The following is an 18,482-nucleotide window of genomic DNA, read 5'->3' as shown; positions in this document are numbered from 1 at the left end:
CAGAGTAGTTAAGCCCGCCTGCGCAGATGGTACTGCAGTTATGTGGGAGAGTATGTCGTCGCCTTTCTTTGAAAAACCCTATCCAAAACGGATAGGGTTTTTTGTTTATAAAGAGTTTTTGATTTGTACACTACCCACATCAAAGTCTATATCCTACAATTTCTTATTCTGTATTATTATAATTGTAAATTTGTTGCTTTAATTATTTTAGGAAATGAGAGAATTAATTGATGTAATAAATGCTTTTCAAGAATTAGATTTTGAAACTGAAGAAGCTATAAAGAAATATTTTATTGTAGAAAGATTTAAAAAAGACCAGTTCATTATTGAAGAAGGTAAGGTATGCAGTAAAATATATTTTATTAAATCTGGTGTAGTTCGTAGATTTTCTTTAGAAGATGGCATAGAAGTTACAAAATGGATTTATACAGATAATCAGTTTGTAACTTCTTTAAGTAGTTTTTTTGAGCAGAAGCCTTCATTCGAGAGTTTACAAGCTTGTGAAGAAACTATTGTTTATTCCTTACTATATTCAGATGAATTGATTCTATTGAAATATCCTTTGTTTTCGCAGTTTCATATCAAGCAGCTCAGACTTTATCTTTCTAAAATTAATGAGTTTCACCATATATTCAGGATTATGAATGCGCAGGAAAAATATGAATATTTACTGGAATCATTTCCACAAATTATTTTAAAAGCCAAATTAAAACATATCGCTTCACTAATTGGAGTTAGTCAGGAAACCATAAGTAGAATTAGAGCTTCGATTAATTGACTTTAGATCAATAAAATTCATTTATTTTTTTTCAACATTTGCCATTATTAAATAAATGGAAATTGGAAAAAAATATAATAGGAAAAGCAATAATCGGTAAGAATGTGCATATTGGCAACTTTTGTACAATTGATGATGATGTAATAATTGGTGATAATACCTGGATTGGTAATAATGTTTCTATTCTTAAAGGAGCTAGAATTGGAGAAAGTTGTCAAATACATTCGGGAGTTATACTAGCTGGAATTCCACAAGATTTAAAATACAACGGTGAAAACACGTTATTAGAAATAGGTAATAATAATATTATACGTGAATTTGTAACTATCAACAAAGGTACTTCATCAAAAGGAAAAACATTTATAGGGAATAACAACTTGATAATGGCTAATGCGCATATCGGACATGATTGTTTTATTGGAAATAATTGTATTATAGGATTTAGTGTTGGTATAGCTGGTGAAGTCAAAATAAGTGATTGGGTAAATATTAGCGGTTTAAGTGCCATTCACCAATTTTCAATTATTGGCAAGCATTCCATGATAAGTGGATTAAGTCGTATTGTAAAAGATATTCCGCCATATATAACCGCAGGACGTGAACCTTTAAGGTATGTTGGTTTAAATCTTGTTGGTTTGAAAAGGCGAGGCTTTACAGTAGAAAAAATAAATGAGTTAAAAGATATTTATAGAATCCTTTTTCAAGAGAATAGAAATACAACCCGGGCTTTAGAATTTATAGAGAATACGTTTGAAAAAACTATGGAACGGGATGAAATTATTGGTTTTGTAAAATCATCAAAAAGAGGAATTATTAAAGGCTTTAATTCTTAATCTTTTCACTTAAATCCTTTTTTCAAAATTGAATTTGCATTCTTAGTTTTTTTAGAAGGTAAAATTGAACAACATTGATCATTTTCAATCATAGGATTCCAATCTTCTTCAAAATTGTTGGCCGTTGTACTTTGAGCTGCAAATATTTTTTCTTTAATATATTCCAAAGCTTCAGTCTTATTTAATTGATGTGACCATGAAATACGATTTTTAGAATTGTAACCCGGACCATAACAGTCATATTCAGCATAAAAAGTAGTCTTCCAATTATTGTACGCTTTATGTTCAGGATCTTTTGACCATACTGACCAGCCTTCAGGTATAATATGTAATTCTTCATAACAGTGAATAAAAACTACATTTGCACCAGCTCCCCATGGTCTTCCTAAAGAAACTTTTGTAGCAGCTTCTTTTGCATACGGCATTATAACACAATCTTTAAATACAAAGCCATACTTGTTTTTTCCAACATCCTGATTACTGGCTGTAATGTATGAATCTCTTTTGCTTTGTATAAAACAGTTTTCAAATAAAGCGATACCCGAGCCAAAAATAAAATCTGTAGTACCGTCAATGATACAATCCTTAATATATGTCCTTTTGTTTGCCTTAAGATAAAAAGTGTCCTGAAAGCCGCTTATTTTGCAATTGTGAAATATAGTTCTGTCGCCATTTACCATTAAAGCAACTGCCTGACCTCCTTTTTTATATTGTAGCAAATTACTGTCTATAGTATTTTCAAAAGTGATATTTTCGGCATAAAAATCATTTGCTTCAATTAGTGTACTGAATGATTTGCTAGTACCACCGGCAATTTCTGCATAATCATCATAACTAAGAATTGTATTTTCATAGGATTCTCCGAGTAATGTCACATTTTGTTTGGCTGAAATTAATTTTAGTTTTTCTTTGTAAATTCCAGCTTTTACATAAATAATAATACGTTTTATGCTATTGTCAGGAACGGCATCAAACGCATCTTGCACCTTAGTAAAATTTCCACTTCCATCTTTAGCAACAATGATGTCGTAAATCTGCTTGTTTTTTTGTGAAAATAATGCATTGCTAAAAACAAATACAAGTATAGAAATGGTTTTAATTATTTTTTTCATTTTGAGTACAAGAATTTAATTATAAAAGAATTCCCAAGCTAATCTAACTTGGGAATTATAAATCAAATTAATTATTGAGAAACGACATTTTTTACTTTATGTCCAAACACTCCAAAATAAAGAATGATAGCAAAGCATATTAGTGGAATAATATACCCTGATTGAATGTCATCGTGCTTCATATCAATTAAAGTTCCCATTCCATATGGTAAAATTGCACCACCTACGATTGACATCACCAGCCATGAAGAACCAGTTTCTGTATTTGATTTTAATCCAACCAATCCTAGTGAAAAGATAGTTGGAAACATAATTGACATAAAAAATCCAATTCCACCAAGTGCATAAATTACATAAATTCCAGTTCCGTAAATTGCTACCAAACAAAGAAAGATACTAATAACACAATAGATTGAAAGCAAGACGTAATCTTTTACGAACTTCAAAAAGAAAGTTCCAATAAAACGGCCGGCCATAAAAAGGAAGCCATAAATACCCAAATAATATCCTGCAGTTTTTTCATCTAATCCTGCTCCTTGTTGCGCAATTCTAATAAAAAAGCTCGTGATGCAAACTTGCGCACCTACATAGAAGAATTGTGCAACAACCGCCCAACTTAAATGAGAAAATTTTAAAACAGAGAAAAAACCTGGTTTAACTTCAACTTCTGTGTGTTGTGGTTTCATCGAAGGTAAATGCATAAAGTAGAACAATATGGCGACTAGAACCAACACACTTCCCAAAATGATATAAGGTAATTTTACAGCAGAGGCTTCTTCTAATAAGTAAGCTGCTTTTGTAGCATCCGGCATCGCTGCCATTTGTTCTGGTGTATGTGTTTTTCCCGATAAGATAAATAACGAACCAACAATTGGTGCAACCATTGCCGCTAAGCCGTTAAATGACGCTGCTAAATTCAATCTTTTTGAAGATGATTCCGCAGGTCCTAAAATAGCAGCGTATGGATTTGCACTTGTTTCTAAAATGGTCAATCCACATCCAATTACAAATAAGGCAAACAAGAATAATTCGTATGTTCTCGTATTTGCGGCAGGAACAAATAGAAAAGCTCCAGTCGCAAAAACTAGTAGTCCGGTAATAATGCTGTTTTTATAACCAAACCTTTTAATCAGCATTCCAGCAGGAATCGCCATTATAAAATAGGCAAAAAACACAGCAGTGTCAATTAAAGTAGATTGACGATTGTTTAATTCACATGCTTTTTTAAGATGCGGAATTAAAATAGAATCCAGATTATGTGCCATTCCCCAAAGGAAAAATAAACTGGTAATTAAAATAAAAGGCAAAAGATATTTATTTCCTGTTCCTTTTTCTGAAGTGGCGGCTTCATGTTGATCGCCTGTTTGGTTGGTTATTTGCATTAGATAGTTTTTTTGTTAAAGGTTCAGAGACGCAATGGTTCAAAGGCTCAGAGGTAAAAGCTAATTCTAGTTGATCAACTTTGTTCCTTTGTCACTTTAAATCTTTGTACCTCAAATTAAAGATTCTTTTTAACTAATAATAAGTGATCGCATACAAGAACCACCTCACCACGTTGATTGATAATTTCTACATGTTCTGTAACGGTTCCCATATCTGGTTTTTTGGCTTCTCCTTTTTCAGAAATTGTAATTTCAGAATGAATAGTGTCGCCAATATGAACCGGTTTTACAAATCGCATTCTATCGTATCCCTTAGAAAAAGCTTCAGGATTTATTTCTGATGCGGTCAGACCTATTCCGATACTAAAAACCATAGTTCCGTGCGCAATGCGTTGTCCGAAAGGTTGTGTTTTACACCATTCTTCATCCATGTGATGTGGAAAAAAATCTCCGGTATGACCTGCGTGAACCACAAAGTCGGTTTCCGTTATAGTTCTTCCAAAAGTGACGCGCTTGTCGCCAATTTGATAATCTTCAAAAAAGGTTGATTTGAAATACATAGTTTTTTTATTTTTCTTTCACCATATAAGTTATATAAGTTCATTTAATCACTTTGTGTGAAGCTTAAAAGAGCTTATTTAATTAGTGGTTTATTAATTCTTTTGATTGCAACTTATATGATTTTAAATTTTTCTTTGCGCCAATTGAGTAAAATGAATTTATATAACTTATATGGTAAAATATAATTCATTAAGTGAAACTCCGCCGCTTTCATTACTAATGTAACAAGCTTCTACAACTTTCATGGTGTCTAAAACATCTTGAACGCTTGCCAACAATTTGGTATCGGAACCTTCTTTGAATCGCATTAGGTTTGACATCGTTCCGATAAAAGCTTCGGGAAACCATGATCCTTCCAATTCGATTTTTTTCCATTCGTATTCGCCATTTTTATTTTGTAATGAATATTCAAATTCGTCTGGCAAACCATCAGGATAATTCATTAATAAACCCATTTTTGCTTTAATAGCACCTTTTGTTCCTTCCCATTTAATATAACTTTCTTCGTGTTTTGGACCAAAATGGTGATCGTGGTTTGTATTAATTACAACATGTTTATCTTCTCCGTAATCTAAAATAATCGTCGATCGGCTTGAGGATAATTTTTTTAAAGGATGTTTCGCTGTTTTTGCCATCACACTTTTTGGATTTCCTAAAAAAGAACGAATGCAATCGATATAGTGAACACTGTGAAAAAGAATTTCCAATCTTGGATGTTCCTTAATAAGCGGAAACAATTCCCAAGGTGTATTCACGGTAACTTTAAACTCTAAATCATACAAATCGCCTATAATTCCCTCATTGACTAAATGCCTTGCAGCGCTTACAAAAGAGGCAAAACGCAATTGAAAATTGATTCCGGCAACTAATTTTTTTCTTTCACAAACGGCAACAATTTCTCGGGCTTGCGCCAAATCATTTCCCATTGGTTTCTGAATAAGTACCGCCGCACCATCAGGAAGTTGTTCCAGAATTTCGATGTATTGATCAGGCAGCACCGTAATATCATAAACAGCATTTGAAGGCGCATTTTTTACGGCATCAGCCACATTTTCAAAAACATGCTCAATTTTAAATTGTTTTGCCAGATCATGCGCTTTCGAAATCGTTCTGTTTGTAATGCCAAAAACGTTAAAACCCGCCATTTCATAAGCAGGCAAATGGGCATCTTTTACAATTCCGCTTGCGCCAATGATGATAATGGGTTGGTTTGTTTCCGGTAACTTAGGTTTATATGGAATATTCATATCTAATATTTTTTGAGTTAATCTTTTGTCAAAGTTTAAAACTTAACAAAGATGTCAGTTCGCTATATTTTGAATTTCATTTTGAGTTTCTTCTAATAATTTTTCTGATGAAATATCACATTCAATTGCCTTCAAAACCATTTGGTCTATTAACTCCGCGACTTTTGGCCAAACCGGAGTTTGTGGTAAAGTCAAGGCATTTTCGTGAAGCATTTCAAGTTTATGATAAAACGGAATCATTTTGTTGATTTCTTCATCTTTCCAGGTTGATTTTCTACAGCCAATTCCACCTTCATTTGTCAATAATTTATCGCTTTCTGGAGATGTGGCAAATCGTAAAAAATCATAAGCAAGTTCTTTCTGTTTACTTCCAATGCCAATTGTATACAACCAATAAACATTTAGAGATGCTGTTTTGTGATTTGGGTAGAAGGGAAGTTCCGCAATATCAACTTTGCCTTTTACTTTTGATTCTTCTATTATTTCACACATTGACGCAAAACCAAACCAATTAATTGCCATTGCGGCTTGTCCTTCGGCGAAAGCCAAACCCGCTTCTACAGAACCAAAACTTTTTGATTTTGGATGCACTGCATTTTTATTGTTTACAATATTTCTATAAAAATCCAGCGCTTCAATTGCTGCAGTTTGATTGATATTAATTTTATTTTGATGATCTAATAACGATCCGCCTCGTGTCCATAATTGCAGGCAAAAATCAAAAACCATATTATGTCCATCGGGATAATTGGCAAAAACACAGCCGTGTAGATTCTCTTCCGGACGATTAAAAAACTCTGCTATTTGAACAAATTGGTCCCATGTTTTTGGGGGATTTAGTTCATAGCCAAATTGATTTTTAAAGTTTTGTTTTTCGGTTAAATCTTCAAATAAATCTTTTCTAAAAATTACGCATTCCGGACCATCGTGAAAAGGAAGTCCGTAAACGCTATTATTTATTTTCTGTAATTTTAATAGAGATTCGTGCCATCCTTCCGGATAATCCTGCGGAGGATTTTGGTCGATAAAGGATGTTAAATCCAGAACCGCTTTTTCATTTGCAGCATCAAAAATCCAATCAGTATTAATATGTGCAATATCCCAGGTTCCGTTTTTTAAACCTTTTTTAGTTATGGTTTCTTCATAAAGATCATGTAATTCAAGAGGGATCATTTCGGCTTCAGCCTGAATATTATTTTTGAGGCAAAACAAATCCCATAACTTTTGAAGCGTGCTCTCAAAAGGATCAAATTTTCTAACTGCAATTTTTATTTTTTTCATTTATACAGCTATAAATTCTTTAATAATCTTTTCATTATCCTGACCTAATTTGGGAGAACCTTTTCCCGAAGTCAAATATTCGCCATCAATTTTAATCGGACATCTTGTGGTTTGGTACGAATACCCATCCAGCATTTCGACTTTTTGTGTAAAATCTAAAACTTTAAAACCTTCTTCGGCAAAAAGTTGTTGATAGTTTAAAACTCCGGCACACCAAATATCTGCCGGTTCTAAAATATTTAACCAAAAATTGGTGTCTTGAGTTTGTAAATGTTCTGCCAGAATATTTTTGATTTCATCTCTTAAATGAAATTTATTTTCGGGAAATTGTAACAAAGCATCACATTTTAAAAGTGAAGCCAAAACCGGAATTGAGCCCATCGCCAAAGCTAAAAATCCATTATTGGTTTTATAAATTCCGTAAGGCGCACCCAAATAAGCATGTGCATTATTGGTTTTAGTTCGAACAGGCAATTCGCCACCATCATTAAAAAATGTGGTAATAGTTTCAAATTGAAAATCAAAAGCAGATTCTAACATACTCACCTGAACACAAGCTCCGACATTTTGCGTCGCTTTTCGATATAAAGCCGCTAAAATTCCTTGTGCCAAATGAGCTCCCGCCAGCATATCGACAATTGATAATCCCATCGGTACCGGACCATCTTCCTGATTTCCGCTCAGCCAGGTCAACGCTGTAAGAGATTGCAATAACAAATCCTGTCCGGGTAAATCTTTTAAATTTGGATGATTGCCAAAACCAGAAATCGATCCGTAAATTACATTTGGATTTATTTCTCTAACTGCTTCATAACTCAATCCCACGCGTTCCATCACGCCAGGTCTGAAATTATGCATGACAACATCGGCCTTAGCCAATAATTTTTTTAATTTTTCGAGTTCTTCGGGTTGTTTAAAATCAATGGCGAACGATTCTTTATTTCTGTTAATGGTATGAAAAACAGAAGATTCTCCGTTCATAATCAAATCAGAAGTATATAAAGTTCTGCAAATATCTCCCGTTCCCGGTTTTTCAATTTTTATAACGCGCGCACCCAAATCAGCCAAGCGTAAACTCGCCGACGGACCAGAAAGAAACTGGCTAAAATCTACTATTAAATAATCTTCTAATGGTTTCATCTATTCGCTTAAAAATTGTTCGTGTATTTTTATATTATCTTCTCCAACAGATGGAGCGGCTTTTGTGCTGGTTAAAATTTTTCCGTCAAGCTGAATGGGACTTCTCGTTGTAACTAATTTTTCTCCGGCAGAATTCTGAACCGTTTGTTTCAATTGTAATTCATTTACAAAAGATTGATTGTCTAATTCCTCATAATTGAGAACTTTTCCGCACCAGATTCCTTCTTTCTGAAGCAAATTCAACCAATAATCCGAAGTTTGAGTTATTATTTTTTCGGCTAATAATTCTCTGATTTCATCTCTAAAAGTAAACCAGTCTTGTTTATCAGCATATTTCGTTAAATCAACTCCCAACGTATTTCCAATAAAAATTAAATCGCCCATTGCGAGCGAAATAAAACCATCCTGAGTTTGATAAACACCATAAGGTGCGCTCAAAAATGCATGCGCACTTCCTTTTATATCGCCTCTTTGCGGTAATTGTCCACCATCATTTAAGAAGGAAGTAATCGCTTCAAATTGTACGTCCAAGACAGATTCTAATAAACTTACTTCCACCAAAACACCTTTTCCGGTTTTGGCTCTTTTCAACAATGCCGCTAAAATTCCCTGAACAAAATGATTACCGCACATTAAATCGGCTACAGCCAAACCAAACGGAACCGGTCCCTGACTTTTTCGACCGCTTAACCAGCTCAATCCGGAAAGCGATTGCAACAATAAATCCTGTCCGGGTTTCTTAGCCCACGGGCCAATATTGCCGTAACCTGTAATTGTCCCGTATATTATTTTCGGATTAATAGTTAGGGTTTCATTAAAATCCAAACCTATTTTTTCCATCACGCCAGGTCTGAAATTATGCGTCATAATATCCGCTTTGGCTATTAATTTTTTAATGAGAATTAAATCTTCAGGATTTTTAAGATCGGCAGCAAAAGATTCTTTATTTCTGTTAATCGTATGAAATAGTAAACTGCTGTCGTCAACAAAAAGATCTTTGATGCTTAATTGTCGGCAAGCCTCGCCTTTTATTGGTCGTTCAATTTTAATAACGCGCGCACCTAAATCGGCCAATTTTAATCCGGCAGAAGGTCCCGCCAAAAATTGGCAAAACTCTAAAACAACTAATCCTTCCAGTGGTTTCATGCTGTAATTAAATTTAGGGATTTCGCATAAAGCGAATTCATTACTTCTAAAACCAAATCTTCATCTCCGCCTTTCATCAAATAATCACGAACCACATCGCCCGCATGATCCTGGAAATACATATGTCCCGAATATCTTGGACGCAAAAATGCTCGTTCTAAAGCAGGTAAAGTGTTTTTGAAATAATCATGTGTTACCGAATTAATCCTTTTACTTTTCCAGGCCTGAAGATGCCCCGGTTGTCCGCCATTATCAGCAAAAATATTTTGTTGTGTATGAGAAGATCCTGTGAATTCAGCATATTTAATTGCTTCGGGAATGTGTTTGCTAAAAGAAGAAACTGCCAATCCGGTTCCGCCCAAAGAGCTAATCATGGGCTGATTATTCAAACGAACTAAGTCATAAAAATGAAGCAATTTTTTACCATAACCCGTTCTCGAATAATTAGAATATCCGTAAGCAAATGGGCAATAGGCAATTTCATCTGAATTGACCATGGCTTCATAAACCTGAATCGGGTTTCGGTTAAAATTTGCAGGATCTATTAATTGAGCTAATTCCCGAAACATTTGTAAAGCTTTTTTTCCTGTTTCCGGAGAAATTACTTTTTCTGTAGATTGAAATGGAGCTTCGCCCAAACTACAGCAAAACATATAAAAACTCATTAAAACATCAACCGGAATTCCTGCAAAAGCAACCAATCCTTTTTTGGCAAGAGCCAATAATTCATCGTAAGTCTGCGGTACCTTTAATCCTTTTTTTTCTAAAATATCCAAACGCGCCGCCGCAACCGGAGTGGCTGCGTCAATTGGCAACGCCCATAGTTTTTCGTTAAAAACGTAGCTTCCGTAAGAACGTCCAACTGTATTTAATTCCTGATCTTTTATATATTCTGATGATAAATAATCTGATAAAGGCAAAATGGTTTTTGAGTGTGCACCAAAGCCTGTCCAAGGGTGATCGATTACAAGCAAATCAAATCTTTTGGCTAAATCTTCGATAGAAGCATCGGCGAATTCTTGTAAACTTCTTTTCTCCCAGGTAATTTCAACTCCGGGATTTAGTTCTGTAAATCGCTGAGCTGTAGCAACCATTGGTAATAAACCTCTTGTATGATTCCAGGTTATCCCTTTTAATATCGTCATTTTGGTAAATTTATAGTGATGATTTTTATTTGAAAAAATAATAAATGTAAAAAATACAATTACAAAAATAGAAATAAGATTGAATTGAACAATAGCTGGAGAGTTTATTAACACTGATTTTTTGAAGTATGTTAATCTTAATGGTAATTTTTTTACAAACGGTGTAAAAAATGTTATAATTTATTAAAGTTTACTCATTTTAGGGCATTCATATGAAAATATATCTCAAATATTAATATTAAAATATACTTTTGTAATTGTGGTTTTTACATTTATTAAATTAGAATGATTTTTTGAATGCTAGAGCTACATCAAATACTAAATGACTTAATAATTATAACATGTTTTCATTAAAAAATAAAAAAGCGGTAGTAACCGGAGGAGGCAGCGGAATAGGAAGAGCGATTGCAACTTTGTTCGCAAAACAAGGAGCAGAAGTTCATATTATAGATTTAACAATCGAAAGCGCTCAGGATGCATTAGACGAAATTTTAAAATCGGGTGGAAGTGGTTTTTCTTATGCTTGTAATGTGGCAAATCAGGAAGAAGTAAAAGCAACATTCGAGAAAATAGGAAATATTAATATTCTTATCAATAATGCCGGAATCGCTCATGTTGGAAAAGTAGATACAACGCCAGCAGCTGATTTTGATCGTGTTATGGATGTCAATGTAAAAGGAGTTTATAACTGTTTGTTTGCGGCAATTCCACAATTCAGACTTTCAAATGGAGGTGTAATTATCAATATGGCATCCATCGCGGCGTGGGTTGGTATTCCGGATCGTTTTGCTTATTCAACAGCAAAAGGTGCCGTAATGGCCATGACATTATCTGTTGCAAAAGATTATATAGGAGAAAATATTCGTTGTAATTCAATTTCTCCCGCAAGAGTTCACACCCCATTTGTTGATGGCTTTATTTCGAAAAACTACGCAGGCAAAGAAGCAGAAATGTTCGAAAAATTATCACAATCGCAACCAATCGGCAGAATGGGGAAACCAGACGAAATCGCGGCTTTGGCTTTATACTTATGCAGCGACGAAGCCGGATTTATCACAGGCTGCGATTACCCAATCGACGGAGGATTTATCAAGTTAAATAACTAGCTAAGATACTAAGTTGCTAAGGTTCTGAGATACTAAGTTAAAAAAACAGAGCCTTTGCATATTAGTACTTTAGCATCTTAAAAAATAAATGAATTATATTAATAAAGTTGCTAAGTTTTTAAGTAGCTAAGAAAAAAACTTAGCATCTCAGAACCTTAGCAACTTAGTAACTTAAAAAAAATATGAAATTAATACGTTTTGGAGAAATCGGAAAAGAAAAACCGGGAGTTTTAATTGGTGAAAAAAGATATGATGTTTCGTCAATTGTAACAGACTTTAACGAAAGTTTTTTTGAAGAAAATGGTTTAGAAAAATTACAAAAAGCATTAGAAAGCAATCCGACTTTACCAGAAGTTGATGCAAATGTACGTTTAGGTTCTCCGGTGGCGAGACCTTCAAAAATAATCTGTATCGGATTGAATTATGTAGATCACTGTAAAGAAACCGGTGCACCAATTCCAACCGAACCTATCATCTTTTTTAAATCAACAACTTCATTATGTGGTCCTGACGATGATGTAATTATTCCAAAAAACAGTGTAAAAACAGACTGGGAAGTGGAACTTGCATTTGTAGTAGGAAAAAAAGCAAGTTATGTTGAAGAAGCAGAAGCTTTAGATTATGTTGCAGGGTATGCTTTATTGAATGATTATAGTGAAAGAGAATTTCAAATCGAGCGTGGCGGACAATGGGCAAAAGGAAAAGGATGCGACACTTTTGCGCCTCTTGGACCGTTTTTGGCGACAAAAGATGAAGTAAAAGATGTTGATAATTTATCAATGTGGCTTAGTGTGAATGGTAAAAAATACCAGAACAGTAACACGTTGAACTTAGTTTTCAAAATTCCATTTTTGGTACATTATTTAAGTCAGTTTATGACATTACTTCCTGGTGATATCATTAGTACAGGAACGCCTCCGGGAGTTGGTTTGGGTATAAAACCAGATCCAATTTACCTAAAAGCGGGTGATGTTGTAGAACTTGGAATCGAAGGCCTGGGTACAAGTAAACAAACTGCGGTGGCTTACAAAAAGTAATTATAAACTCGTTTGGTGTAATTATTTTTAACACATAGAAACATAGATTTTGTATACTCAAAAAGACGTTTCACTAGTTTTAATAAACATAGCTATGTGTGGAAACTAGTTTCTTTTATCTTCTTTTTTAGAAGAAAAACCTATGTTTCTATGTGTTTGAATTTTAATGCATTATGCTTAAGGGAGTTAAAAAAAATTTAAGATGAAATTTATAGTATGTGAAAAACCACAGGAATTTATTCTGAAAGAAAAACCAATTCCCGAACCAAAAGACGGAGAAGTTTTACTGAAAATAAAAAGAATAGGAATTTGTGGTACTGATATTCACGCTTTTGGCGGAACGCAGCCTTATTTTGAATATCCAAGAATTTTAGGTCATGAACTTGCCGCAGAATATGTAAAAGGAAATGCCAAAGGCTTTGAACCTGGCGATAAAGTAACTTTTATTCCGTATTTCAACTGTGGAAAATGTGTTGCCTGCAGAAACGGATTGACGAATTGCTGCGTAAATATTAAAGTTTTCGGAGTACATATCGATGGCGGAATGGCAGAATATGTAACTATTCCGGAGCAATATTTACTTCACGGTCAAGGTCTTGATTATGATCAATTGGCATTGGTTGAACCATTGGCAATTGCAGCACACGGAGTTCGAAGAGCGGATGTAAAACCAACCGATACTGTTTTAGTAATGGGCGCAGGACCAATTGGTATAGGATTGATTCAGTTTGCTAAAATAGCAGGAGCAAAAGTAATCGTGATGGATATCAACGAGTACCGATTGAATTTTTGTAAAGAAGAACTTCACGCAGATGAAACAATAAATCCTTTACACGACGATGTTGCTCAAAAACTGGCAGAAATTACAAATGGCGATATGGCCAATGTTGTGATTGATGCAACAGGAAACAGAAACGTCATGAACAGTGCTTTCAATTATATTTCGCACGGTGGAAGATTTGTTTTGGTCGGACTTCAAAAAGGAGAATTGAGTTTCAGTCATCCTGATTTTCATAAAAGAGAATCAACGTTAATGAGCAGCAGAAATGCGACTATTGAAGATTTCGAATATGTAATGGATTGCCTGAAAACAGGAAAAATTGATCCAAAAAAATACATTACACACCGAACCAATTTCTCCCAAATGATTACCGATTTTGGACAATTAATTGATCCAAAAAATAATGTAATTAAAGCGTTGATTGAGATAGAATAAAAGTATAGTTTAAATTAAAGTTTCACGAACAGTTTGTCATTCCTAGGAACGAGGAATCTCCGCGAGAAAATCGACAAAGATTGGCGAAATTCCAGAAGGAGCTTCTTACGGAGATCCTTCCTTCGTCAGGATGACAAAACTGAAAAAAAATTAAACACATAGAAACATAGTTTTTATTCGAGAAAAGTAAATCAAAAGAAACACGTTTCTCACACATAGCTATGTTTGTTAATGCAAGTGAAACGCCTTTTTTAGCGTAAAAGAAATCTATGTTTCTATGTGTTTAAAAAAAACTAACTATTTGCTAAACCCTTAAATAACCACAAAAAATGGATTTAAATTTAAAAAATAAGATAATCGTTGTTTCTGGTTCTGCTGGAAAACAGGGAAGCATCGGAGAAACGATTCTTAACCGAATTGCAGATGAAGGCGGAATTCCTGTAATAGTGGACAGAAACAACAGAGGTTTTGCTTACGCAGAAGCCATTCAGAAAAAAGGAATTGATGCATTATTTGTACAAACAGATGTTACCAATCCTGATGAAGTGGAAAATGCCGTAAAGAAAATCGTGGAGAAATACGGAAGAATTGACGCGGTAATAAACAACGTTGGTGTAAATGACGGCGCAGGTTTAGATTCGACTTACGAACAATTTATGGATTCGTTGAAACTGAATGTAGTAAGTTATTTTTTATTGGTAAAATATGCACTTCCATACCTAAAAGAATCAAAAGGAAATATTTTGAATATTGGTTCAAAAGTTGCTTTAACCGGGCAAGGCGGAACTTCAGGTTACGCTGCTGCGAAAGGTGGAGTTTTAGGATTAACGAGAGAATGGGCGGTTGATTTAATTCAATTTGGAATTCGTTCGAACGCGATTATTATTGCCGAAAGTTATACGCCGGCATACGAAGACTGGATTGAAACATTACCCGACGGCGAAGCGGTTTTGAAAAAAATCAATAAAAGTATTCCGTTTGAGGGAAGAATGACCAAAACAGAGGAAATTGCAGATACGGCACTTTTCATAATTTCAGATCGTTCTTCGCACACAACAGGACAATTTGTTTTTGTTGATGGTGGATACGTGCATTTAGATCGAGCATTAATCAACGATGTAAATTAAAAATCATGAACCGAATTGATGCACATCAGCATTTTTGGAAATTCGATCCCGTAAGAGATAGCTGGATTGATGAATCGATGCAGAAAATTCAAAGCGATTTTTTGCCCGAAGATCTTTTACCGTTGCTTCAGGAAAATCAGTTTTCAGGTTGCGTCGCTGTTCAGGCAAGTCAGTCAGAAGACGAAACTAATTTTTTAGTAAATCTGGCAGCAAAAAATGATTTCATAAAAGGAGTTGTAGGTTGGGTCGATTTGCGCGGTGTAACAATCGAAGAACGATTAAATCATTTTTCTTCCAATAAAATAATTAAAGGATTTCGACATGTTGTTCAGGGCGAGCCCGATGATTTTATGCTGAGAAAAGATTTCCAAAACGGAATCTCAGCTTTAAAACAATTCAATTTCACCTACGATATTCTCATTTTTCATCGGCAATTACCCGCTGCGATAGAATTGGTAAATCAGTTTCCGGATCAGCCTTTTGTGATAGATCATATTGCAAAACCCGATATAAAATCAGGCGATATTTTGTCTTGGAAAAAAGGAATTCAGGAAATTTCAAAGGCTGAAAATGTCTTCTGTAAAATCTCAGGAATGGTCACAGAAGCCGATTGGAAAAATTGGAAAACCGATGATTTAAAACCTTATTTAGATGTTATTTTCGAAAATTTTTCTGCCGATAAATTAATGTTCGGATCAGATTGGCCGGTTCTCAATGTAGCTTCCAATTATGCACAAGTTGTAAAAACTTTAGAAGATTATATGGCTCAATTACCTGTCGAAAATCAGAATAAAATTTGGTATGAAAATGCAATATCATTTTATAAGCTTTAATGCAAAAGCAGTTAAAAGTTTTAAAAAAAAAGCCTTCAGATTGATAAAATTTGAAGGCTTTTTTCTGTTTTTAGCAATTAATTTTTAGAATTTCTATAGATAAGGTCTATTTTAAATTTATTTCAGAAAGTTCATTTTCAGCTTCTTTTTTTACAGATTAATTTGCTCAGTTTCTATCTAATTTTCATGTATTTACGCATGTTTTTGAGAATTCTTTTTCATCAATTTTAATACTCTTTTTATATCTGCATTAATTGTTAATATTTAGTTTTCAGTTGAATAGCTTCGTTTTGATAAAGGATAGTACAGGATAGTTATGTTTTTTACATTCTCTTATTTTACACAACAAGATTACAACCAAAACAATTATAGATGTCGAATACAAATACCAAACATATGAATTTTAAGCACGTGAGCTACCTTTGGGATGAGGCCAAAGCAGCAGCCTTGGCAGGGGATGAAGTAGCGCTTTTCATTTATCGTTCTAATTTACTTGGAGCCGATTTAAGATTGACCAATTACGGAGGAGGAAATACTTCGGTAAAAATCACCGACAAAGATCCTTTAACGGGAGAAAGCTCAGAAGTAATGTGGATCAAAGGATCAGGAGGCGATATCGGAACCTTGACAAAATCAGGCTGTGCGGCATTGTATTTAGACAGGCTTCGTAATTTGGAAAATGTGTATAGAGGCATTGAATTTGAAGATGAAATGGTGGAACTTTTCAACCACTGTATTTTTGATCTGGCTTCAAAAGCACCATCGATCGACACACCATTACACGGATTTTTACCCTTCAAACATATCGACCACTTGCATCCTGATGCGGCTATTGCAATCGCAGCGGCCAAAGACGGAGCCAAAATTACCGAAGAATTATTTGACGGAGAAATTGGCTGGGTAGGCTGGCAGCGCCCGGGTTTTGACCTTGGATTACAACTGAGATCTTGCCTTGAAGAAGCAGAAAAAAAAGGGAAAAAATTAAGAGGTATTATGTTAGGCTCCCACGGACTTTTTACCTGGGGCGATACTTCATACGAAAGTTACATCAACACTCTTGAAGTAATCGAGAAATGTGCCACTTACTTAGAAGATAACTACGGAAAAAAACGTCCTGTTTTTGGAGGACAAAAGATAAACAGTTTACCGGAAAACGAACGTAAACTAAAAGCCGCGAAAGTGGCTCCGATTTTGAGAGGATTCTGCTCGTCAGAGCGCCAGATGATTGGACATTATACCGATGATGCAAGGGTTTTGGAATTCATTAACTCCAATGATTTAGAGAAATTAGCGCCGCTAGGAACATCTTGTCCGGATCACTTTTTAAGAACCAAAATCAGTCCATTAGTTCTGGAATTGGATTCAAACGAAGATTTATCGGATGTAAACGCCATCAAAGCAAAATTACAACCGGCTTTTGAAGGCTACAGAGCCATGTACAAGGATTATTACAACAAATGTAAAAAAGATAATTCACCGGCAATGCGTGACCCAAATCCTGTGGTAATTTTATATCCTGGAGTGGGAATGTTCACTTTTGCCAAAGATAAAACAATGGCACGTTTGGCATCAGAATATTATGTGAACGCGGTAAACGTCATGAAAGGTGCAGAAGCGGTTTCAGAATATACCTCACTTCCACATCAGGAAGCTTTTGATATCGAATATTGGTTATTGGAAGAAGCAAAATTGCAAAGAATGCCAAAACCAAAAGCACTTTCAGGAAGAGTTGCCCTTATCACCGGTTCAGCCGGAGGAATAGGAAAAGCAATCGCCAAGAAATTTGCTCAGGAAGGCGCTTGTGTTATCATTAACGATATCAATGAAGAAAGACTCGATGAAGCTACAAAAGACTTCATAAAAGCTTTTGGAAAAGATGCCATATCCAGTACATTATTGAATGTTACAACTGAAAGCAGTACAGAAAAAGCCTTAGACGAAGCCTGTTTGGCTTTTGGAGGAGTGGATATTGTGGTAAACAACGCTGGAATCAGCATTTCAAAATCTATCGCAGAACATACGCTCGAAGAATGGGACAGATTATACGACATTCTGGTTAAAGGACAATTTATAGTTTCAAAAGCCGGAATCGAAGTAATGCGTAAACAGGGATTCGGTGGAGACATTGTAAACATTGTATCGAAAAACGCAGTTGTAGCGGGACCAAATAACCCAGGTTACGGATCGGCAAAAGCGGCCCAGGCACATTTAACGCGTCTTATGGCTGCGGAATTGGGCGCAGATAAAATCCGTGTGAATACGGTAAACCCTGATGCCGTAATTTCAGATTCCAATATTTGGTCTGGAGGCTGGGCAGAAGGACGTGCAAAAGCATATGGCATTACGGTGGAAGAACTGCCGGCGTATTACGCCAAACGCACACTATTAAACGAAATCATATTACCCGACGATATTGCCAATGCATGTTTTGCTTTTGTGGGCGGTTTACTGGATAAATCGACAGGAAACGCACTAAACGTAGACGGCGGTGTATCAATGGGTTTCTATAGATAAAAATAGTTTTTTTTTTAAGTTTGT

17 protein-coding genes are annotated in these 18,482 nt (G+C 35.0%); 9 read left to right on the top strand and 8 right to left on the bottom strand.

Translation table 11 applies throughout. From position 1 onward, the window contains the following. From SD960_RS05165 to lpxA, 3 genes are all read left to right on the top strand, one after another. A partial coding sequence (locus SD960_RS05165) for a hypothetical protein (RefSeq protein ID WP_318801280.1) occupies positions 1 to 202 on the top strand: 202 nt, incomplete at its 5' end. Positions 203 to 214: 12 nt separating this feature from the next. Then, positions 215 to 778 (top strand): Crp/Fnr family transcriptional regulator, encoded by a 564-nt coding sequence (locus SD960_RS05160; RefSeq protein ID WP_318801279.1) that lies wholly within the window; start codon positions 215 to 217, stop codon positions 776 to 778. Positions 779 to 840: 62 nt separating this feature from the next. Beyond that, positions 841 to 1,611 carry an acyl-ACP--UDP-N-acetylglucosamine O-acyltransferase gene (gene lpxA, locus SD960_RS05155; protein ID WP_318801278.1) on the top strand — a complete coding sequence of 257 codons (771 nt, stop codon included), beginning with the start codon at positions 841 to 843 and terminating at the stop codon, positions 1,609 to 1,611. A 5-nt stretch (positions 1,612 to 1,616) separates the two neighbouring features. On the opposite strand, the gene SD960_RS05150 is transcribed toward lpxA, so the two are convergent. The 8 genes from SD960_RS05150 to SD960_RS05115 form a co-directional block, all read right to left on the bottom strand. Further along, positions 1,617 to 2,723 carry a pectinesterase family protein gene (locus tag SD960_RS05150; RefSeq protein ID WP_318801277.1) on the bottom strand — a complete coding sequence of 369 codons (1,107 nt, stop codon included), beginning with the start codon at positions 2,721 to 2,723 and terminating at the stop codon, positions 1,617 to 1,619. Positions 2,724 to 2,794: 71 nt separating this feature from the next. After that, a complete protein-coding gene (gene fucP, locus SD960_RS05145; protein ID WP_318801276.1) occupies positions 2,795 to 4,105 on the bottom strand; it encodes an L-fucose:H+ symporter permease in 1,311 nt (436 codons plus the stop codon). Positions 4,106 to 4,221: 116 nt separating this feature from the next. Next, positions 4,222 to 4,665 carry a MaoC/PaaZ C-terminal domain-containing protein gene (locus SD960_RS05140; protein ID WP_026983107.1) on the bottom strand — a complete coding sequence of 148 codons (444 nt, stop codon included), beginning with the start codon at positions 4,663 to 4,665 and terminating at the stop codon, positions 4,222 to 4,224. A 168-nt stretch (positions 4,666 to 4,833) separates the two neighbouring features. Continuing rightward, a complete protein-coding gene (locus SD960_RS05135) occupies positions 4,834 to 5,913 on the bottom strand; it encodes a Gfo/Idh/MocA family oxidoreductase (RefSeq protein WP_318801275.1) in 1,080 nt (359 codons plus the stop codon). A gap of 54 nt (positions 5,914 to 5,967) precedes the next feature. Next, entirely contained in the window at positions 5,968 to 7,194 is a 1,227-nt protein-coding gene (locus tag SD960_RS05130) for a sugar ABC transporter substrate-binding protein (RefSeq protein WP_318801274.1), read from the bottom strand. After that, positions 7,195 to 8,334, bottom strand: coding sequence for a CaiB/BaiF CoA-transferase family protein (locus tag SD960_RS05125; RefSeq protein WP_318801273.1), 1,140 nt, complete (start codon positions 8,332 to 8,334; stop codon positions 7,195 to 7,197). Then, the gene (locus tag SD960_RS05120; protein ID WP_318801272.1) at positions 8,335 to 9,480 is read right to left on the bottom strand and encodes a CaiB/BaiF CoA-transferase family protein; all 1,146 of its coding nucleotides are present in this window, start codon (positions 9,478 to 9,480) and stop codon (positions 8,335 to 8,337) included. Next, positions 9,477 to 10,625: an ABC transporter substrate-binding protein gene (locus SD960_RS05115; RefSeq protein WP_318801271.1), complete on the bottom strand. Its 1,149-nt coding sequence runs from the start codon at positions 10,623 to 10,625 to the stop codon at positions 9,477 to 9,479. Before SD960_RS05115 ends, SD960_RS05120 begins: the two co-directional genes overlap by 4 nt. Before the next feature lie 341 nt (positions 10,626 to 10,966). Here SD960_RS05115 and SD960_RS05110 point away from each other — a divergent pair, with 341 nt between their 5' ends. From SD960_RS05110 to SD960_RS05085, 6 genes are all read left to right on the top strand, one after another. Continuing rightward, positions 10,967 to 11,731, top strand: coding sequence for an SDR family oxidoreductase (locus SD960_RS05110; protein ID WP_318801270.1), 765 nt, complete (start codon positions 10,967 to 10,969; stop codon positions 11,729 to 11,731). A 182-nt stretch (positions 11,732 to 11,913) separates the two neighbouring features. Next, positions 11,914 to 12,768, top strand: a complete 855-nt coding sequence (locus SD960_RS05105; RefSeq protein ID WP_318801269.1) for a fumarylacetoacetate hydrolase family protein — start codon at positions 11,914 to 11,916, stop codon at positions 12,766 to 12,768. Between the two features lie 202 nt (positions 12,769 to 12,970). Continuing rightward, entirely contained in the window at positions 12,971 to 13,984 is a 1,014-nt protein-coding gene (locus tag SD960_RS05100) for a zinc-binding alcohol dehydrogenase family protein (RefSeq protein WP_318801268.1), read from the top strand. A gap of 329 nt (positions 13,985 to 14,313) precedes the next feature. After that, positions 14,314 to 15,111, top strand: coding sequence for an SDR family oxidoreductase (locus tag SD960_RS05095; RefSeq protein ID WP_318801267.1), 798 nt, complete (start codon positions 14,314 to 14,316; stop codon positions 15,109 to 15,111). Positions 15,112 to 15,113: 2 nt separating this feature from the next. Then, positions 15,114 to 15,944, top strand: a complete 831-nt coding sequence (locus SD960_RS05090) for an amidohydrolase family protein (protein ID WP_318801284.1) — start codon at positions 15,114 to 15,116, stop codon at positions 15,942 to 15,944. A 372-nt stretch (positions 15,945 to 16,316) separates the two neighbouring features. Then, positions 16,317 to 18,458, top strand: a complete 2,142-nt coding sequence (locus SD960_RS05085; protein ID WP_318801266.1) for a bifunctional aldolase/short-chain dehydrogenase — start codon at positions 16,317 to 16,319, stop codon at positions 18,456 to 18,458. Positions 18,459 to 18,482: the final 24 nt, after the last annotated feature.

The sequence above is a fragment of the Flavobacterium sp. MMLR14_040 genome (genome assembly GCF_033657265.1).
Lineage (GTDB): Bacteria > Bacteroidota > Bacteroidia > Flavobacteriales > Flavobacteriaceae > Flavobacterium.
The sequence above is the reverse complement of the archived record's forward strand: the minus strand, read 5'-3'. Positions and strand labels throughout refer to the sequence as shown.

Bases quoted from the DNA above. Each gene is read 5' to 3' on its own strand.
- SD960_RS05160 (WP_318801279.1), top strand. From the start codon at position 215: ATGAGAGAATTAATTGATGTAATAAATGCTTTTCAAGAATTAGATTTT.
- SD960_RS05150 (WP_318801277.1), bottom strand. From the start codon at position 2,723: ATGAAAAAAATAATTAAAACCATTTCTATACTTGTATTTGTTTTTAGC.
- fucP (WP_318801276.1), bottom strand. From the start codon at position 4,105: ATGCAAATAACCAACCAAACAGGCGATCAACATGAAGCCGCCACTTCA.
- SD960_RS05140 (WP_026983107.1), bottom strand. From the start codon at position 4,665: ATGTATTTCAAATCAACCTTTTTTGAAGATTATCAAATTGGCGACAAG.
- SD960_RS05135 (WP_318801275.1), bottom strand. From the start codon at position 5,913: ATGAATATTCCATATAAACCTAAGTTACCGGAAACAAACCAACCCATT.
- SD960_RS05130 (WP_318801274.1), bottom strand. From the start codon at position 7,194: ATGAAAAAAATAAAAATTGCAGTTAGAAAATTTGATCCTTTTGAGAGC.
- SD960_RS05125 (WP_318801273.1), bottom strand. From the start codon at position 8,334: ATGAAACCATTAGAAGATTATTTAATAGTAGATTTTAGCCAGTTTCTT.
- SD960_RS05120 (WP_318801272.1), bottom strand. From the start codon at position 9,480: ATGAAACCACTGGAAGGATTAGTTGTTTTAGAGTTTTGCCAATTTTTG.
- SD960_RS05115 (WP_318801271.1), bottom strand. From the start codon at position 10,625: ATGACGATATTAAAAGGGATAACCTGGAATCATACAAGAGGTTTATTA.
- SD960_RS05110 (WP_318801270.1), top strand. From the start codon at position 10,967: ATGTTTTCATTAAAAAATAAAAAAGCGGTAGTAACCGGAGGAGGCAGC.
- SD960_RS05105 (WP_318801269.1), top strand. From the start codon at position 11,914: ATGAAATTAATACGTTTTGGAGAAATCGGAAAAGAAAAACCGGGAGTT.
- SD960_RS05100 (WP_318801268.1), top strand. From the start codon at position 12,971: ATGAAATTTATAGTATGTGAAAAACCACAGGAATTTATTCTGAAAGAA.
- SD960_RS05095 (WP_318801267.1), top strand. From the start codon at position 14,314: ATGGATTTAAATTTAAAAAATAAGATAATCGTTGTTTCTGGTTCTGCT.
- SD960_RS05085 (WP_318801266.1), top strand. From the start codon at position 16,317: ATGTCGAATACAAATACCAAACATATGAATTTTAAGCACGTGAGCTAC.